This window comes from Corallococcus silvisoli, from assembly GCF_009909145.1.
Lineage (GTDB): Bacteria > Myxococcota > Myxococcia > Myxococcales > Myxococcaceae > Corallococcus > Corallococcus silvisoli.
Genome location: NZ_JAAAPJ010000001.1, coordinates 943,095 through 960,265, shown reverse-complemented (window position 1 = coordinate 960,265; position 17,171 = coordinate 943,095). Strand labels below are relative to the sequence as shown.

The window sequence follows — 17,171 nt, the reverse complement described above, 5'->3', positions numbered from 1 at the left end:
ACTCTAGAAGTCCGCGATGCGGTCGGCCAGCGTCGGATCGTCCACGAAGGGGTTGCGGTTCTGCTGGTAGGTCTCGATGGCGTCGTTGCGCTGCACTTCCGCGGCGTCGACCTTGTCCAGCTTGTTCCACTGCTTGAGCACGGCCTCGTCGTCCGCCGGGATGTGCTTGTTGTAGACGGTGGAGAAGTAGAACAGCGCCCGCGCCACGTTGCCCTTGTGCGAATCCGGCGGCTCGAAGACGGTGCGGCCCTTCTCGTCGGTGCCGAACTTGGCGCCGTTCTCCTCCCACTTCACGTTCTTCACCGTGCCGAACGGGTAGTTGCCCCGGACGGAGTTCGCCTTGCTGTCGGTGGGGAACAGGTGGTGCAGGTCCGCCTTCGCCGCGCCCGTGGCGCCCTTGGACTGGGGCCAGGTGTGCTCGGTGTTCATCACGTTGCTGCTGGGAATCTTGTTCGTCTTCGTTTCCTTGCCCGTGTAGACGCACTTCACGATGCCGTCGTGGTTGTCCAGGGTGGTGAAGATGATCTTCCGCGCCTGGTTGTAGCCCAGGTCCTTGTGCTTGGAGACCGCGTCGTGCAGCGCGTTGATCAGCGCCTGGTCCTTCAGCCCGTCGTAGCGCGGATCCGAGCCGGTCGACGGCGTGGGCTCCGGCGTCGGCGTCTCCACCGGCCCCTGAGGCGCGGGGGGCGTCTTCGTCGGAGGCGTCTTCGTCGGGGGCGTCTTCGTCTTCGCCGGGGCGCGCGCCTCGAAGCTGGAGACCGACGAGGCTCCCGTCGGGGTGCGAGTCGCGGAGTTGGAGGCCGACGAGGACGCCGTCGAGGTACGGGGCGCGGAGAGCGGGCGGGACGAGATGATCATGACGGCCCTCATGATTCGAGGTGGGGGATGACCCATTTTCGCCGGGACGGGCCCCCAGTTGCGTGACGCGTCGCATTTTCCCTCCGCGGCGGTTGGTTTCCTCCATCCAACCCGTGACATCCCGGGAAACGCCCATCACCGGGCCCTTGGAGGCCGGAAAAGCAGGGCTCATCGGCGGGACCAGGACGAGCGGGGGGCCTGGATTCTGGCGCCGGGCGGCGCGGGCGCGGGGCGCGCTATGGCTTCCGGCGACACGCTGAACGAGGGGGTTCGTCCGTGAAGGTCGTGATTCCGGGTGGCACGGGGCAGGTGGGCGCGCTGCTGGCGAGGGCGCTCGTCGCGCGGGGGGATGACGTGGTCCTGCTCAGCCGGGGAGGCCGGGGTGAGGCGCGCACGGTGCCCTGGGATGGGAAGACGCTGGGAGACTGGGCGAAGGAGGTGGACGGCGCCGACGCGGTCATCAACCTGGCGGGGCGCAACGTGAACTGCCGCTACACGGAAGAGAACTTGCGCCAGATGATGGACTCGCGGGTGGACTCCACGCGGGTGGTGGGCGAGGCCATCCAGCGGGCCGCGCGCCCGCCGCGCGTCTGGCTGCAGATGAGCACCGCGACGCTGTACGCGCACCGGCTGGACGCGCCCAACGACGAGGCCACGGGGCTCATTGGTGGGGACGAGCCGGGCGTGCCGGCGTACTGGAAGCGCAGCATCGACATCGCGCGGGCCTGGGAGCGCACGTTGATGGAGGCGGCCACGCCCCAGACGCGCAGGGTGGCGCTGCGCTCGGCGATGGTGATGAGCCCGGACCGGGAGGGCATCTTCGACGTGCTGCTGGGGCTGACGCGCCGGGGGCTGGGCGGCACGGCGGGCAGCGGCAGGCAGTACGTGTCGTGGATCCACGACCAGGACTTCGTGCGCGCGGTGCAGCTGCTGCTGGAGCGGGACGACCTGGACGGGCCGGTGAACCTGGCGGCCCCGAATCCCCTGCCCCAGCGGGAGCTGATGTCGAGGCTGCGCGAGGCGGCGAACGTGAGCGTGGGCCTGCCCGCCACGAAGTGGATGCTGGAGGTGGGCGCGTTCTTCATGCGCACGGACACGGAGCTGCTCTTGAAGAGCCGCCGCGTGGTGCCCGGGCGCCTGCTGGACGCGGGCTTCTCCTTCGAGTACCCCGAATGGGGAGCCGCCGTGCGAAACCTCGTCGAGCGCTGGCGGGGCGGCGGGGCCGTCCGGAGCTGACCGTGTCCTCGAGGAAGTACCGCATCCATGGGGTCCGCCTGCTGGCGCTGGCGCTCGTCGTCGGCGCGGTGGGCGTGGGAGGGTTCACGGCGGTGCGGGGCCTGCGCATCGCGCGGGGACTGGTGCACCCGGCACGCCTCCCGGTGACACGGCCCTCCGGCCCGGACGCGCTGACGGACCTGGAGGAGGTGTCTTTCCCGGCGGCGGGGCGCCAGCTTCGCGGGTGGTACCGGCCGTCGCGCGACGGGACGGCGGTGGTGCTGGTGCACGGCTTCGCGGACAACCGCACGCGGCTGCTCTTCGAAGCGCGCGTGCTGGCGGGCTCGGGGCACGGGGTGCTGCTCTTCGACCTGCACGGCCAGGGAGAGAGCGAAGGCGACGCGATTGGCTGGGGAGACAGCGAGCGCGAGGACGTGCGCGCGGCGCTGGCCTTCGTGCGGGCCCGGCCGGACGTGACCCCTGGCCGGGTGGGCCTGTTCGGCTTCTCCCTGGGGGGCACCACGGCCCTGCTGGTGGCCCAGGAGGACCCGCGCGTGAAGGCGGTGGCGGTGGCGGGCGCGTTCCCGGACCTCGCGGGGGACATGGGCTCGCACTACGGCCTGAGCACCTGGGCGGTGCTGTGGGGGCTGCGCCGGGCGGGCATCGACGTGGGGGCGGTGCGGCCCGTGGACGGCATGTGCCGGCTGGAGGGGCGGCCGCTCCTGCTCATCAACGGGGGCAGCGACCCCGACGGCCCCCTGAAGAAGGACGGCAGCCTCTACCGCGCCGCCTGCGAGCCCCGGCGGCAGTGGGTGGTGCCGGAGGCGGCCCACGGGGAGTACGCCCAGAAGGACCCCGAGGGCTACGCCCGGCACCTGCGCGAGTTCTTCGACCCGGCGCTATGAGAGGGCCAGGGCGATGAACTCCGCCCGCGAGCCGACGCCCACCTTCCGGAAGATGCTGGCCACGTGCTTCTTCACCGTCTGCTCGCTGCACTCGACCGAGCCGGCGATGTCCTTGTTGGCCAGGCCCTTGAGCAGACACTCCGCCACTTCGCGCTCCTTGGGCGTCAGGCTCTCGCGCCACCCCTGCAAGACAGACAAGACGCGCTCCTCGATGCGCAGCTGCCAGGTCAGACGCCCGCCATAGAGCACCGTGGACGGGGTGAACGTCACGAACAGCTGTTCGCCGTTGCCATTCTTCACGGAGTGGGTCCACTCCGGCTCCGGCGGGCCGTCCATGCTCGACAGCCTCTTCACGCGGGTCGCCCACTCTTCCGGCACGCCCCCCGCGCCCAGCTCGCTGGGGGCGAACCACTTCGACACCCGCCGCGTGGCCGCCTCCGTCCGGACCAGCTCCCGCCCCATGGCCGTCAGCACCATCGCGGCGCCCAGTTCAAGTGACAGAGCCTTCATGAGGTCCCGTTCGAAGCGGACGGCGTACTGGTGCTGCACCGAGGTCACGGCGGCCTTGATGACCGGGATGAGCGCCTGGAGCTTCGACTGCTCCAGCTCGGAGAAGGGCCGGGACTCGCTGTAGACGGCGAGGCCGCCCTTGAGCCCCTGCTGGTCCTCGAAGAGCAGGGCCGCCATCACATGCTCGAGCCGGAGCCTCGCGTCCCGGCTGCGTTGATAGGTCTCCGTGCGCTCCAACGGCAGCCCCCGGAGCATCTGCGTGTCACTGAGCACGATGTTGGGCTGCATCACCGTGGACTGGAAGACGAAGTCCCTGGGGGCCCACTCGCTATAATCCTTGAGCAGGGGCATGGCGGTGGTCGTCTTCCATTCCAGCCCCACGGAGCCATCCAGGTTGGCGAACCCCACCGCGAGGTGATCCGCCCGGCACAATTGGGCAATCCGGCTCTCGATGGCGACGTGGATGTCTTCGTAGGTCCGGACGCCAATGAGGTCCTGGTACAGCGCGAAGCGCAAGGCATCCTCTTGCGCGGTGAATCTCCGTGACCTGGCCATGTTGGGTACCTCCCCCGAGTCGCAATCCCTACCTCGTGAGCATGACACGCATGCCCCCCATGCCCATCCCCCCAAGGAGGTATGTCAGCGGCGACCCCGGGGCCCTCCCCCCTTTCCCCCGGTGGGCGGCGCCCTTATCTCCCCCTGGACGTCTCCCCCCAGGCAGGTCAGCCTGGACCGCCCTGGAGGATCCAACCCACATGGCCGCCCCGTCGTCCCCCGACACCCACTTCCACATCGAGGTCATCAAGCTGCTGCTCCAGGTGGCCACCAGCGACGACCGCGTCACCCGCGAGGAGATCGATCAAATCATCGACACCGCGCGTGGCTTCAGCGTGCCCCTGACGGAGCTCAGCGCCCTCACCCGCTGCCTCCAGGACGGCCTGCCCCTCCCGCCCCCGAACCTGGGCGTGCTGCGCGAGGACCCGAAGGCCGTGCTCGAAGCCGTCCACGCCCTCATCACCAAGGACGGCCACGTTCACGAAGCCGAGATCGAGATGGTCCGGCAGCTGCGCCAGATGCTCGGCCTCGTGCCCTGAGTCAGCCCGTCACCTGCAGCGGCGGCGCGTCCTTGTGCTCGGGCGCGCCCGCCAGCCTGCGGGTGAGCCGGCGGCGCACGACGTCCACGTGCTCGCGGAAGAAGTACAGGTTCTCCGCGTAGGCGAGCGGCACCGCGATGCGGTTCACCTCGCGCTCGGCCTCCTCCAGCCGCTTGAGCATGGCCTGGAGCATCTCCTGGTCCGGGTCCTCCTCCAGTTGGATTTCAATCTCCTTCAGCCGCGCGTACCAACGATGGATGCGCGAGCGCACCCGCCAGAGGAACGCCGCGGGCACCGCGCGCCCCAGCGGCACCACCACCGCGATGATGGGCACCAGCATCACCCACAGCCGGTCCACCAGGTTCGCCGCCCAGAACGGCAGGTAGCGCTGGAGCAGCGGCACGCCGGACGCGTAGTAGCGCTTCGCCTCGCTGCTCAGGGGGAAGCCCGCCGCGAGCGGCGCGGGGAACTCCCCTGTCTTGTCCAGGAGGCCCGCCGTGCCATGGATTTCGCTGGCGGCGCGCATGAGCAGATACGCGAGCGCGGGGTGCAGGGAGTCCCGCGCCAGCAGCAGCGCGTTGGGCGCGAGCAGCACCACGTCCTGTCCGGGCACGTCCTGCGCGAAGTCGAACACGCCCCGAGGCAGCACGTGGCGCGACAGGTACGGGTAGCGGCGCGTGTACGCCTCCGCGCGCGTGAAGCTGAGCAGGCGCACGTCCTTCACCGCGGCCAGCTTCTGGATGCGCGGCGACTCCGCCGGGGCCACCAGGAACACCGCGTCGATTTTCCCCTGCGTCAGCGCGTCGATGGCGGCGTCCCGGTCCAACGGCAGCAGCTCCGTGGGCGCCGCGTCCGCGCGGTTCGCCTTCAGGAGCGTCAGCGCCAGCGCGCGCGTGCCGCTCTCCTCCGGGCCCACCGCGACGCGCTTGCCCGCGAGGCCGCGCACGTCGTCCAGGGGCTCGCCCCGGTAGAAGACCCACAGCGGCACGTAGGAGAGGCTGCCCAGCGACACCACGTGCTCCGGGGCCTCCTGCCCCTTGCCGCCGGTGGTGCCGCTCTGCGCGAAGGCGATGTCCACCCCGCTGTCCTCCGCGTTCAGCTGGGCCACGCTGCCCACGGACCCCTGCGTGGTGCGCAGCTCCAGCGTCACCCCGTGCTGCGCGAGGAACTTCTGGTAGCGCTTCGCCATGTAGTTGAAGCCGCCCTCGTCCGGCGCCAGCGCCATCACCAGCGTCTTGGGGGGCGCCGGTTTGACGAAGTAGAACGTCACCGCGAACGCGGCCGCGATGACGAGCACCGCGGGGGCGATGGCGAACCACAGGTCCCGCCGCAGCGTGCGCTTGAGCTGCGTTTTCAGCGTGTCCGTCTTCATGGGGATGCGCAGTATAGCGACCGCGCCGTGCGAGGCCGCGCCACACGCCGCGTCGGCCCAGGCAGGCGAGCACGTCCCGACCCGGGGGCACTTGGCGCCTCCACCTTCACGACACACCCTCCCTCCCAGGCCTTATTTGAAGGGGTGTCGCATGGGGTGGCGCGGCGGGTGGGTGATGTCTTTGCTGGTGGTGGGGGTGGGCTGCGGGGGAGCGATTCCGGACGGGGCGGAGGACGGCCTCGTACAGGAGCCCACCTCCGAGCCAGGAGTGGCGGCGGAGGCGTACTGCGCCCCCATCCCCGCGAACACCCAGCGGGTGAAGACCATCCTCCCGCCCTCGCAGATTGGCCTCCCGCGCTATGCGCTGGGGCCGAGCAGCTTCGTGAACTTCCAGGGGACGCTGCACTTCGCGGTGAACTACGAGGACGGCCGCGGCGCCCTGTGGCGGAGCACCGGCACGGACGCGGGCACCACGCAGGTGAGGGCCTTCCCGGCGACGGCGGGCAACTTCACGCCCTTCCTGGCGCACCTCACCCCCACCTCCACCCAGCTCTTCTTCCAGGCGACGGACACGGCGACCGGCAGCGAGCTGTGGGTGAGTGACGGAACGACGGCGGGCACCCGGCTCGTCAAGGACCTGACGCCGGGCCCGCAGGACTCGACGCTGGCGGACCTGTCCGCGGTGGGCAACACCCTGGTGTTCATGAGGGAGCGGACCGACCCCGCGACGTCCTCTCCCCGCTTCGAGCTGTGGAAGTCGGACGGCACCAGCGCGGGCACGCAGCTGCTGCGCGACTTCGGCTCCAACGTGTACGTGAGCTTCGCGGACACGAAGGTGGGCAACGCGCGGCTGCTCTTCGTGCGGGAGAGCGGCGGCGCTACCCTCCTGTGGAGGACGGACGGCACCGCCGGGGGCACCTTCCAGCTGAAGCGGCTGGACGCGGGCCCCTACACCTACCCTTCCGAGGTGCGCAGCTCGGGCACGCTCGCCCTCTTCACGCTGGACGAGAACAGCACCCTGACGGAGCTGTGGAAGTCGGACGGCACCGAGGGTGGGACGGTGCGGCTGGCGTCCTTCGGTCCCACGCGCGCGGTGCGCGTGCTGGGTGAGCTGGGCGGGTTCGCGTACTTCACGTCGACCTCCTACAGCACCCAGTACATGGTCATCTATCGGGTGCCGCTCACGGGCGGCAATCCCACGCCCGTCGTCACGCTGCCCAATGACTACGCCACGAAGGGCGTGGCGCTCCCCAGCATCGACGCCGTGAGCATCGCCCCGGGGGGCACGAAGCTCTACTTCGCCGTCAACATCGGCAGCGAAGGTCCGGCGCCCCGCGACACGCAGCTCTGGGTGACGGATGGCACCGCCGGGGGCACCACGCTGCTGCGCAGGCCGCTGAGCCTGTCGGACGAGTACGGCTCGCCGCTGCTCGCCGTGGCGGACAACCTCGTCTATTTCAGCTCGGACGAGGGGGGCAAGTTTGGCATCGAGCCCTGGGTGAGCAACGGCACGCCCTCCGGGACCTACCGCCTCAAGAACATCAGCACGCAGGGCTTCGATCCGTCCTCCTACCCGCGCGAGTACTTCCTGCTGGGCACCCGCGTCTACTTCAGCGCCTACGACGACACCCTGGCCGGCCAGCTCTGGTCCGCCACGATGCGGACCGGGTGCGTGAGGGCCAAGGACGCACACTAGGCACCTGCTGCCTCTTCGCGCCGTCCCACGCCGGACGATGGGACGGTGCCCCACCCGCCGGGGCTCCAGGCGAGTGACCGTGCCGGGAGGGCACATGGGTGTTAGACACACGCGCATGCCGACTCCCAGTGACAGTGCACGCCGCGCGGGACTCCGACAGGAGCGCAGCCGGGCCTCCCGCCAGTTCGAAGGCCACGGCTTCCGCAACACCGCCCCGGTGGCGGCCGGCCTCCAGGGCAACCCGCTGCCCCTGTTGGGCGAGTACTTCTTCGGCGGCACGCAGCGCACCCCGCCCGGCCCCCTGCCGGTGGACGACCCGCGCGGCACCTGGGCCCGCGCGCCGGACACGGGCCTGCGCGTCACCTGGCTGGGCCACAGCACGATGCTGCTGGAGGTGGACGGGGCGCGCGTGCTCACCGACCCCGTCTTCGGCGAGCGGGCCTCGCCCCTGTCCTTCGCGGGTCCCCGGCGCTTCCACGCCACGCCCGTGCCCGTCGAAGCGCTGCCGGACCTGGACGCGGTGCTGGTGTCCCACGACCACTACGACCACCTGTGCCGGAGCACCATCCACGCGCTGGCGAAGCGGCGGGTGCCCTTCATCACCGCGCTGGGCGTGGGGCGCCACCTGGAGGCGTTCGGCGTGGCCCCGGAGCTCATCACCGAGCTGGACTGGTGGGAGGAGCACCGCGTGGGCCCGGTGGGCTTCACCGCGACGCCCTCGCAGCACTTCTCCGGCCGCGGCCTGGGCGACCGCAACACGACGCTGTGGGCGTCCTGGGTCCTCACCACCGACAAGCACCGGCTGTTCTTCAGCGGCGACACCGGCCTCACCTCCGAGTTCGAGGAGATTGGCCGCCGTCACGGCCCCTTCGACCTGGTGATGATGGAGGTGGGCGCGTTCCACCCGAGCTGGGGCGGCATCCACCTGGGCCCGGAGAACGCGCTCAAGGCGCACGCGATGCTGGGCAGCGGCGTCTTGATGCCGGTGCACTGGGGCACCTTCAACCTGGCGCTGCATGCGTGGGACGAGCCCGCGGAGACGCTGGTGAAGCTGGCCACGGAGCAGCAGGTGCGCCTGTTCACGCCCGGCCTGGGCCGGAGCCTGGAGCCCGCGCGCGTGGAGGGCGTGACGCCGTGGTGGCGCGATGTGGGCGAGCCGCGGCTGGTGGCGCAGCCAGCCCCTTGAAGGCTGCCGACAGGGGGAGGACTCGACGCCCACCCGTCGCGCGGGCGTAGAGTCCACGCCATGAACCGCTCCCGGCTGGTCCTCGCGCTGCCATTGGCCGTCCTGCTGTCTTCGTTCATGGGATGCGACCCCGCGTCGGAAGCGCAACCCCAGACGCAGACGCCACCCGCCAGCGTCGCGAAGAGCTCGAAGCGGGGCATCGCGTATGGCTATCACTCGGCGGCGGACCTGAAGGCGCTCTCCCCCGGGATGAGCTGGTGGTACAACTGGTCGCCCCGGCCCGAGGACGGCGCGGCGAGCGTCTATTCCTCCCAGAACGTCTCCTTCGTGCCCATGGCCTGGGGCGGCACGCCCACGGTGGCTCAGCTCGAGTCGGAGATTCCAGCCGGCGCCACGCACCTGCTGGGCTTCAACGAGCCCAACTTCAAGTTCCAGGCGAACAAGACGCCCCGGCAGGCCGCGGCGCTCTGGCCCGTCCTGGAAGAGGTGGCCCGCCGCAAGGGACTGAAGCTGGTGTCCCCGGCGGTGAACTACTGCGGCGACTGCGTCTCGGAGGATGGCGTCACCTTCAACGACCCGGTCGTGTACCTGGATGCCTTCTTCAAGGCCTGCGCGAACTGCCAGGTGGATGCCATCGCCATCCACTGGTACGCGTGCGACGTGGGCGCCCTCAAGTGGTACGTGGGCCAGTTCAAGAAGTACAACAAGCCCCTGTGGCTGACGGAGTTCGCCTGCGGCGACCGCCCCCACAATGAAATCACCGTCGAAGTGCAGAAGCAGTACATGGTGACTGCCATTGAGTATCTGGAGTCGGAGCCCGCCATCGAGCGCTATGCGTGGTTCTCCGGACGCAACAACGAGATCCCCTCCATCAACCTGCTGGGCGCCTCCGGGGTGCTGACGGAGCTGGGACACCTGTACGTCACGCTGGCCGCGAATGGCTCCAAGCCGTCCCCTTGACGGGGTGAGTCTCCGCCCCACACGGCCCCGTGGGCACAAGGGCAATCCTCCGGGTTTAAACAGACGCGAAGGAGACTACTCGGCGTTTCGTGGGTTCCTTGAAATATTGGCTTAAGATGCCAGCCCATGGCACTCCAAGCGGGAGACGTCTTCGGGCGGTATGAGCTGGTGTCCTGGCTGGGCCGGGGCGGCATGGCGGAGACGTGGCGTGCCCAGCTGGTAGGGGATGCGGGCGTCACGAAGCCCGTCCTCATCAAGAAGGTCCTCCCCGAGTACGCCAACGACGAGGCCTTCATCTCCATGTTCATCAGCGAGGCGCGCATCTCCGCCACGCTGTCCCATGGCAACGTCGCCCAGGTCTTCGACTTTGGCCGCGTGGATGGCGAGTACTTCCTCGCCATGGAGTTCGTGGACGGCCAGCCCCTCCACCGCGTCCTCAAGCGCGCCGTGAAGAGTGGCATGAGCGCGCTGCCCATCCCCGTCGCCGTCTTCATCGCGCTGGAGATGTGCCGGGGGCTGCACTACGCGCACACCCGCACGAACGGCAGTGGAACACCCCTGGGCATCGTCCACCGGGACATCTCTCCGGACAACGTGCTGCTGGGCTACGAAGGTCAGGTCAAGATCGTCGACTTCGGCATCGCCAAGGCGCAGCTCTTGCGAGGCTTCAAGACGGCGCCGGGCGTGGTGAAGGGCAAGTACCTCTTCTTCTCCCCGGAGCAGGCGCGCGGCGAAGACGTGGATGCGCGCACGGATGTCTGGGCCACCGGCGTCGTGCTTTACGAGTTGCTGTGCGGAAAGCTCCCGGTGGAGGGGGCTCCCCATGTCGTGATGATGCGCCTGGGTCGCGGAGAGATTCCCGCGCCCAGCGTGCTCCGACCGGACCTGCCGCAGGAGTTGAATGACATCGTGATGCGGGCGCTGACTCCGGACCGGGAGCTGCGCTTTGAATCCAGCCATGCGTTCGGGGATGCGCTGGCCGGGTTCCTGTATTCGAACTTCCCGCGCTTCTCCTCCATGAGCATCGCGCACCTGCTGCGGGTGCTGTTCCGCGGAGACCTGGTGCAGGAAGGCCGGGAGCTGTCCGTCCCGGGCTCCTTCCTGGAGGAGATGAAGTCCTGGCGCGAGCCCACGCCCCTGCCCGAGCCCGCGCCCCCACTGCCGCCCGTGAGCGAGCGGCAGACCCGGCGACTGAAGGCTGTCAGTCCGCCCGTCCCCACCGAGACGACGGAGCCCCACGCCCTCGAAGCCTCGTCCGGTGCTTCGCGCCGGCTGATCTACGGACTGAGCGCGGGAGGACTGCTGACCGTGGGGGCGTGCCTGTGGTTCCTGATCCTGCAGGAGCCGCACCCATCGCAGATCGAATCCGCGGCTCCCCCGCCCCGTCCCATCCTCCCCACCGTCAAGGTCGAGCCGCCCACCGAGACGAAGGTCGCCGAGCCAGCCCCTGCCAGACCGCCGCTTTTCGACGAAAAGACAGTCGTCGCGAAGGCCTCCCCTCAAGCGCCCCCCACGTATCTCCAGGAGGTTCAAGAAGCGGTCCGTCTGGCACTTCGCGAGCATGAGGTACCCAGGGCACAGGAGCTCGCGAATGACTGCTTGAGGCGCTATCCACAGACACCCGAGTGCCATCTGATGCTGGGCGTCGTCAATGCCGTCCTCAAGGACTTCAAGGAATCACACGCGCACTACATGAAGTTCGTGGAACTCACACCGAACGGCTACCCGAAAAGGGACCTCGTCATCAAAGCCCTGAGCAAACTCGAAGTCGAAGGCAGAGCGGCGGATACGAGCCCTCCCCAAGCTCCCACCGGAAGCCCCCTCCAGGCGTCCGCGAACCTGCGCCAACAAGCCGACGACCTGACCACGAAGCAGAAGTACGTTGCCGCGCTCGCGAAAGCCGAGCTTTGCATCCAAGCCGACCCCACGTTCGCGGACTGCGAGTTTTCCCTGGGCTACATCCACTCAAAGCTAGGCAACGCCCAGCAGAGCGAACAGCACTACGAGAAGTTCTTGGGAATCGCCCCCATCGACCATCCCAAACGTGCGCGCGTCATCAACATCCTCGGCAGCACCAAGAAGACCTCCCGGTAGAGCCCCTGTCATTGCCCTCCAGGGCAGTCGACCTCGAATGTGTCTTGGCCGTGGCGTTGATGCCCCTGGACCGCCGATCTGCTGTCCCGGATTCCCGTCAGGCGTTCCGCCATTTCGCACCATGGAAATCTGGCAATAGGATGCCAGTCCATGGCACTCCAAGCGGGCGACACCTTCGGGCGTTATGAGCTGGTGTCCTGGCTGGGCCGGGGCGGCATGGCGGAGACGTGGCGCGCCCAGTTGGTAGGGGATGCGGGCGTGACCAAGCCTGTCCTCATCAAGAAGGTCCTCCCGGAGTACGCCAACGACGAAGCCTTCATCTCCATGTTCATCAGCGAGGCGCGCATCTCCGCCACGCTCTCCCATGGCAACGTCGCCCAGGTCTTCGACTTCGGCCGCGTGGACGGGGAGTACTTCCTCGCCATGGAGTTCGTGGACGGACAGCCCCTCCACCGCATCCTCAAGCGCGCGATGCGCGAGGGCATGCCCGCGCTGCCCTTCCCTGTCGCTGTCTTCATCGCGATGGAGATGTGCCGCGGCCTTCACTACGCCCATACGCGCACGGACGGCAGCGGAACGCCCCTGGGTATCGTCCACCGGGACATCTCTCCCGACAACGTGTTGGTGAGCTACGAAGGTCAGGTCAAGATCGTCGACTTTGGCATCGCCAAGGCGCAACTCTTGCGCGGCTTCAAGACGGCGCCGGGCGTGGTGAAGGGCAAATATCTCTTCTTCTCCCCGGAACAGGCGCGCGGCGAAGACGTGGATGCTCGCACCGATGTCTGGGCCACCGGCGTCGTGCTGTATGAACTGCTCTGCGGCAGGCTCCCCGTGGAAGGACCGCCCCACGTCGTGATGACGCGCGTGGCCCATGGCGAGGTTCCTCCCCCAGGGGAGTTACGGCCGGACCTGCCGGCCGCGCTCAACGCCATCGTCCTCAAGGCCTTGCATCCCGAGCGGTCCCAGCGCTTCGAGTCCAGCCATGCGTTTGGAGAAGCCCTGGCGGAGTTCCTGTACGCCCACCACCCCCGCTTCTCCTCGCTCAGCCTCGCGCACCTGCTGCGGGTGATGTTCCGGGACGACCTGACGCAACAGGGCCGGGACCTCTCCATCCCCAATGCCTTCCTGGATGAGATGCGGTCCTGGCGGGAACCAGGGGCGGCGCTCGCCCGGAAGCCCACGCCCTCCCACGTCCGGGGCAATACCCGGAGGTCCCCCCGCGCCGAGCCCGGGCCCGAGGCGGACCCTCCTGACGCGCTCGCGCCCCCTGGTTCGAGGAAGCTGGCCGTGGGGTTGAGCACCGCCCTCCTGACCGTGGGGGCCGGTTGCTTCTGGCTGCTCACGTCGACCAGCCCGCCCCCCGCCACGCACGGAGGGGGACGCCCCATGGAGCGCCCACCCGGAGCCCTCCAGGCGCCTCCCATGGAGACATGGGACGAAGCTGGGATCGCGAAGGCTCGGTGGACCGTGACTCAACTCCAGAAGGAGCAACACCTGGAAGAGGCATTGCAGCTCGCGACCCGGTGTTTCAACGCCCTCCCCCAGAACCCCGACTGCCATTGGATGCTCGCGAGCACCCACGCCCTGCGCCAGAACACCGCGCTGGCCGCGTTCCACTACCGGGCCGTCCTGAGCCTCGTGCCGCCGGAGGACTCCCGAAGGGCCTCGGTGACGGCCGAGCTGAGGGCCCTCGAAGGCGACACCTCGCCTCCCGTGGAGGCAGCCTCCCAGCCCTCCGAACCCTCCCTGGACGAACTGCGAAGCCGTATCCAGGAGCTGACGGTGCAAGGCGACCTCCCGGCCGCCTTGACGCTGGCGCATCAATGCGGGACGCGGTTCCCGCGCGAGGCCGAGTGTCAGCTCCTGCTGGGGGCGCTGTATGCGCGCGCCAATGACACCCGCACCAGCGTGAACCACTATCAACGCTTCCTGGAGTTCGCTCCCGCCACGCACCCCAGCCGCAAGAAGGTGGTGAAGATCCTCGACGAGGCGGACGCCCTGTCGTCGGCCACGGGCCGGATCGCTCAGCCAGAGACCTTCGCGGACATGATGGAAGCCGGCCGCACCGCCTTCAGCAACGAGCGATACCCGGAGGCGGCCACCGCCTACCGGAACGCGCTCGCGATGAGGCCCGGCTCGGCCGATACCAAGCTCGAGCTGGGCCTGACACTCATCAAGCTCCAGAAGGCGACCCCGTCCGAGCGCAAGCAGGCCGTGAGGCTCCTCGAGGACGTCACCCGTCAGAACCCCAGCAACCGGAGGGCCTGGGTGGGCTTGGAGACCGCCTATACGTTGATTGGCGAGCCCGCCAAGGCCAAGCGCGCCAACGACCGGGCGCAGCTCTTCATTCGCAGGAACTACTCGAGCCCGCAGAAGGCCCGGGAGCTGCTCCGGGACTTCTGAAGCGGCGAAGCCTCCTGTCGTCCTACTCCGGCAGGTCCTCGCCCGACGGGAACCCCAGCCCCTGCGTCACCTCCGCGTCCGTGAGCCTCCGGAAGGCCCCCTCCGCCACATCCAGCGCCACCCGCCCCACCCCCTCCCGGTGCAGCGCGAGCACCGGGTGCCCCACCGCCGCGAGCATCCGCTTCACCTGATGGTGCCGTCCCTCCGTGAGCGTGAGCACCACCACGCCGGGCGACCGGAGCACCGCCTCCGCCGGACGCGTGGGGCCGTCCTCCAGCAGCACCCCTTCCCGCAGCCGCGCCAGCGCCGCCTCCGAAGGCAGCCCCTCCACGCGCGCCACGTACCGCTTGGGCAGGTGCGTCCGGGGCTCCGTCGCATGCCGCACCAGGCGTTCGTCGTTGGTGAAGAGCAGCAGCCCCGTGGTGTCCCGGTCCAACCGGCCCACCGCGTACCACTCGAACCCTTGAAGCTCCGGAGGCAGCACCGCGCGCAGCCGCTCGAAGACGGTGCCCACGCCCTCGGGGTCCGAGCCGTGCACCACCGGCCCCGCGGGCTTGTGGAACATCAGCACCCACACCCGCCGCGTCAGCGCGTGCTCCACGCCGTCCACGCGCACCCGCGTCCCCGCCCCCACGGGCGCGAAGGGCTCCTTCTCCACCCGGCCGTCCACCTCCACCCGGCCATCGCGGATCGCCTGCTCCGCTCCGGCGCGCGGCAACACCCCGGCCCGGCCCAGCGCGCGCGCCAGCCAGTCCGCGCGCGGGCCCACCGGGGCCTCCGGGCCCTTGCGCCTCGCGGCCTCCAGCCATCGCGGCGTCTTCTGCTTGCGCGCCATGCATCCTCCCTGCGTTCCCGGCCGCTGTATCAGATGCGTGACGGCAAGGATTCCCGGGACCGCGAGCACTCGTTCCCGGAACCGCTGGAGGTCGTTGCTGTTTCAGCTGCGTGACGACACGGACTCCCGAGACACCGGCCGCATGGGAGCAAGCAGGGGGCCTTGCGGGGCGACCTCGCGCTGTTTGACTCGTCCGGGCGGCTCTGCGCATGTGCGCGCCCGCCGTGTCCACGCGTCCCTCCGAATCCGCCGAAGCCCCGCCTGAACTCCTCGCCGCGCTCGCGCCGCCGCCTCCTGGCCCCGCGGTGGCCTTCGTGCTGCGCCTGGGCCATGCCCTGCACCGCCACGGCACGCCCGCCCACCGCCTGGAAGGGCTGATGCAGCGGGTGAGCGAGCGGCTGGGCCTGGAGGCCCGCTTCTTCTCCACGCCCACCTCCATCTTCGCCTCCTTCGGCCCCCCCGAGGACCTGCGCACCAGCCTCATCCGCGTGGAGCCCGGCGACATGGACCTGGAGCGCCTCATCCTCCTGGACATGCTCGCGGACGACGTCATCCAGGGGCGGCTCACGCCGTCGCAGGGCGCCACCCGCGTGGAGGCCATCCTCGCCCAGCCCCAGCGCTACGGCCCCGTCCTTCAGCTGTTCTGCTGGATGCTGGCGGGCGGCTCCGCGGCCCTGCTGTTCGGCGGGGGTTGGAAGGAGATGCTCGTCGCGGGCGTCAGCAGCCTGGCCATTGGCCTGGTGGACCTGGTGACGCGCAAGCAGCCCACCACCGCGCGGGTGCTGGAGCCCGTGGCGGCCGTGCTGTCCGCCGCGTTCGCGGGCCTCGCCGCCCACTTCTTCGGCCCCCTGCACGGGGAGGTCGCCACGCTCGCGGGCCTCATCGTCCTGCTGCCCGGCCTCACGCTCACCATCGCCGTCAACGAGGTGGCCACGCGCAACCTCATCTCCGGCACGTCGCGCCTCACCCACGCCGCGCTGGTGTTCCTCCAGCTGGGCTTTGGCGCGGCGCTGGGCAGCCGCGTCGCCACGGTGCTGCCGCCGGTTCCCGCGGGCCCCCTGCCCTCGGTGATTTCGACGGAGCTCGCCGTCGCCGCGCTCATCGTCGCGGGCTTCGCCATCGCGGTGCTCTTCCGCGCCCGGCCGCGCGACTGGGGATGGATTGCCCTGGCCGGCGCCGCCGCGTTCGGGGGCGCCCGCCTGGGGACGTTGCTGCTGGGGCCGCAGCTGGGCGCCTTCGCGGGCGCGCTGCTGCTGGGCATTGGCAGCAACGCGCTGGCGCGGCTTCGCAACCGGCCGTCCGTCACCACCGTCGTCCCCGGGCTGATATTGCTCGTCCCCGGCAGCGTCGGCTTCCGCAGCCTCGCGTCGCTGCTGGAGCGCGACGTGGTGGCCGGCGTGGACACGGCCTTCTCCATGCTGCTCGTCGCGGTGGCGCTGGCGGCGGGCCTGCTGTCCGCCAACGCCATCATGCCCCCGCGCAAGGTGCTCTGAGCGCCGCTACGTCAGGCGCAGCAGATACACGCTCGCGATGGCCACCCCGAAGTACGGCACCAGCACCGCCGCCCCCGCGTACTCCTTCGCCATGCGCTGGCCGAAGAAGAGCGCCAGCAGGGACAGCGCGGAGAGCACCGCGCCCAGGTAGGCGAGGAAGGGGCTGCCATTCACCAGCAGCGCCACCGCGCCCGCGGCGCTCAGCGCCCCCGCCGCCAGCTCCATCAGCGTGATGACTCCCAGCATCGGCGTCACCACGCCCTTCAGGGGCGACTTGGAGAAGTGGCCCGTCAGCCAGCCCAGGTTCCCCTTCCAGTCCACGACCTTGTCCAGACCGGACTGGAGGAAGAGGATGGCCAGGAAGGTGGCGCACAGCAGCTGGGGGAGCCAGAGGGTGAAGCGGGCGGAGTCGAGAGGCGGCATGGCGCGCACTCTACCCTCGCCCAAGCCGCTCCCAAGTCCGGTGAGCAGCCAGCCGGCCGACCTTCAGGGAATCTCCCTTGTGACATTCCGACCAGGCGGGCTCCCGGTGAGCGGTCCGGCTCCCTAA

14 protein-coding genes are annotated in these 17,171 nt (G+C 69.8%); 9 read left to right on the top strand and 5 right to left on the bottom strand.

The window, feature by feature from the left end; genetic code table 11:
* Positions 1-3: 3 nt before the first annotated feature.
* A complete protein-coding gene (locus GTY96_RS03870) occupies positions 4-858 on the bottom strand; it encodes an endonuclease I family protein (protein ID WP_143898624.1) in 855 nt (284 codons plus the stop codon).
* Between the two features lie 276 nt (positions 859-1,134).
* Here GTY96_RS03870 and GTY96_RS03865 point away from each other — a divergent pair, with 276 nt between their 5' ends.
* Both GTY96_RS03865 and GTY96_RS03860 read left to right on the top strand, forming a co-directional pair.
* A complete protein-coding gene (locus GTY96_RS03865) occupies positions 1,135-2,094 on the top strand; it encodes a TIGR01777 family oxidoreductase (RefSeq protein WP_161663869.1) in 960 nt (319 codons plus the stop codon).
* Between the two features lie 2 nt (positions 2,095-2,096).
* Complete coding sequence (locus GTY96_RS03860; protein WP_328700758.1) at positions 2,097-2,978, top strand: alpha/beta hydrolase; 882 nt, start codon at positions 2,097-2,099, stop codon at positions 2,976-2,978.
* Here the strand turns inward: GTY96_RS03860 and GTY96_RS03855 are convergent.
* The gene (locus GTY96_RS03855) at positions 2,973-4,043 is read right to left on the bottom strand and encodes a helix-turn-helix domain-containing protein (protein ID WP_161663867.1); all 1,071 of its coding nucleotides are present in this window, start codon (positions 4,041-4,043) and stop codon (positions 2,973-2,975) included. The two genes, GTY96_RS03860 and GTY96_RS03855, sit on opposite strands and share 6 nt — an antisense overlap.
* Before the next feature lie 200 nt (positions 4,044-4,243).
* On the opposite strand from GTY96_RS03855, the gene GTY96_RS03850 reads away from it, so the two are divergent.
* Positions 4,244-4,582, top strand: coding sequence for a tellurite resistance TerB family protein (locus tag GTY96_RS03850; RefSeq protein WP_161663866.1), 339 nt, complete (start codon positions 4,244-4,246; stop codon positions 4,580-4,582).
* 1 nt (position 4,583) lies between these two features.
* Here the strand turns inward: GTY96_RS03850 and GTY96_RS03845 are convergent, their stop codons facing one another.
* A complete protein-coding gene (locus GTY96_RS03845) occupies positions 4,584-5,954 on the bottom strand; it encodes a TAXI family TRAP transporter solute-binding subunit (protein ID WP_161663865.1) in 1,371 nt (456 codons plus the stop codon).
* Between the two features lie 151 nt (positions 5,955-6,105).
* Between GTY96_RS03845 and GTY96_RS03840 the strand changes: the two genes are divergently transcribed.
* The 5 genes from GTY96_RS03840 (at position 6,106) to GTY96_RS03820 (ending at position 14,293) form a co-directional block, all read left to right on the top strand.
* Positions 6,106-7,650 (top strand): ELWxxDGT repeat protein, encoded by a 1,545-nt coding sequence (locus tag GTY96_RS03840; protein WP_161663864.1) that lies wholly within the window; start codon positions 6,106-6,108, stop codon positions 7,648-7,650.
* A 115-nt stretch (positions 7,651-7,765) separates the two neighbouring features.
* Positions 7,766-8,836, top strand: a complete 1,071-nt coding sequence (locus GTY96_RS03835; protein ID WP_235685304.1) for an MBL fold metallo-hydrolase — start codon at positions 7,766-7,768, stop codon at positions 8,834-8,836.
* 60 nt (positions 8,837-8,896) lie between these two features.
* The gene (locus GTY96_RS03830; RefSeq protein WP_235685303.1) at positions 8,897-9,796 is read left to right on the top strand and encodes a glycoside hydrolase family protein; all 900 of its coding nucleotides are present in this window, start codon (positions 8,897-8,899) and stop codon (positions 9,794-9,796) included.
* A 126-nt stretch (positions 9,797-9,922) separates the two neighbouring features.
* Positions 9,923-11,890: a serine/threonine protein kinase gene (locus tag GTY96_RS03825; protein WP_161663862.1), complete on the top strand. Its 1,968-nt coding sequence runs from the start codon at positions 9,923-9,925 to the stop codon at positions 11,888-11,890.
* 150 nt (positions 11,891-12,040) lie between these two features.
* Positions 12,041-14,293 (top strand): serine/threonine-protein kinase, encoded by a 2,253-nt coding sequence (locus GTY96_RS03820; protein ID WP_161663861.1) that lies wholly within the window; start codon positions 12,041-12,043, stop codon positions 14,291-14,293.
* Between the two features lie 22 nt (positions 14,294-14,315).
* Here the strand turns inward: GTY96_RS03820 and GTY96_RS03815 are convergent, their stop codons facing one another.
* Positions 14,316-15,128: a pseudouridine synthase gene (locus tag GTY96_RS03815; protein WP_161663860.1), complete on the bottom strand. Its 813-nt coding sequence runs from the start codon at positions 15,126-15,128 to the stop codon at positions 14,316-14,318.
* Positions 15,129-15,337: 209 nt separating this feature from the next.
* Here GTY96_RS03815 and GTY96_RS03810 point away from each other — a divergent pair, with 209 nt between their 5' ends.
* On the top strand, positions 15,338-16,621 hold the full coding sequence (locus tag GTY96_RS03810) for a threonine/serine exporter family protein (protein ID WP_161663859.1): 1,284 nt from the start codon (positions 15,338-15,340) through the stop codon (positions 16,619-16,621).
* A gap of 6 nt (positions 16,622-16,627) precedes the next feature.
* On the opposite strand, the gene GTY96_RS03805 is transcribed toward GTY96_RS03810, so the two are convergent.
* On the bottom strand, positions 16,628-17,044 hold the full coding sequence (locus GTY96_RS03805) for a DoxX family protein (protein WP_161663858.1): 417 nt from the start codon (positions 17,042-17,044) through the stop codon (positions 16,628-16,630).
* Positions 17,045-17,171: the final 127 nt, after the last annotated feature.

Coding starts and splice junctions, on each gene's coding strand:
- GTY96_RS03835 (WP_235685304.1), top strand. CDS start 7,766: ATGCCGACTCCCAGTGACAGTGCACGCCGCGCGGGACTCCGACAGGAG.
- GTY96_RS03850 (WP_161663866.1), top strand. CDS start 4,244: ATGGCCGCCCCGTCGTCCCCCGACACCCACTTCCACATCGAGGTCATC.
- GTY96_RS03815 (WP_161663860.1), bottom strand. CDS start 15,128: ATGGCGCGCAAGCAGAAGACGCCGCGATGGCTGGAGGCCGCGAGGCGC.
- GTY96_RS03810 (WP_161663859.1), top strand. CDS start 15,338: ATGTGCGCGCCCGCCGTGTCCACGCGTCCCTCCGAATCCGCCGAAGCC.
- GTY96_RS03830 (WP_235685303.1), top strand. CDS start 8,897: ATGAACCGCTCCCGGCTGGTCCTCGCGCTGCCATTGGCCGTCCTGCTG.
- GTY96_RS03820 (WP_161663861.1), top strand. CDS start 12,041: ATGGCACTCCAAGCGGGCGACACCTTCGGGCGTTATGAGCTGGTGTCC.
- GTY96_RS03805 (WP_161663858.1), bottom strand. CDS start 17,044: ATGCCGCCTCTCGACTCCGCCCGCTTCACCCTCTGGCTCCCCCAGCTG.
- GTY96_RS03845 (WP_161663865.1), bottom strand. CDS start 5,954: ATGAAGACGGACACGCTGAAAACGCAGCTCAAGCGCACGCTGCGGCGG.
- GTY96_RS03825 (WP_161663862.1), top strand. CDS start 9,923: ATGGCACTCCAAGCGGGAGACGTCTTCGGGCGGTATGAGCTGGTGTCC.
- GTY96_RS03870 (WP_143898624.1), bottom strand. CDS start 858: ATGATCATCTCGTCCCGCCCGCTCTCCGCGCCCCGTACCTCGACGGCG.
- GTY96_RS03855 (WP_161663867.1), bottom strand. CDS start 4,043: ATGGCCAGGTCACGGAGATTCACCGCGCAAGAGGATGCCTTGCGCTTC.
- GTY96_RS03840 (WP_161663864.1), top strand. CDS start 6,106: ATGGGGTGGCGCGGCGGGTGGGTGATGTCTTTGCTGGTGGTGGGGGTG.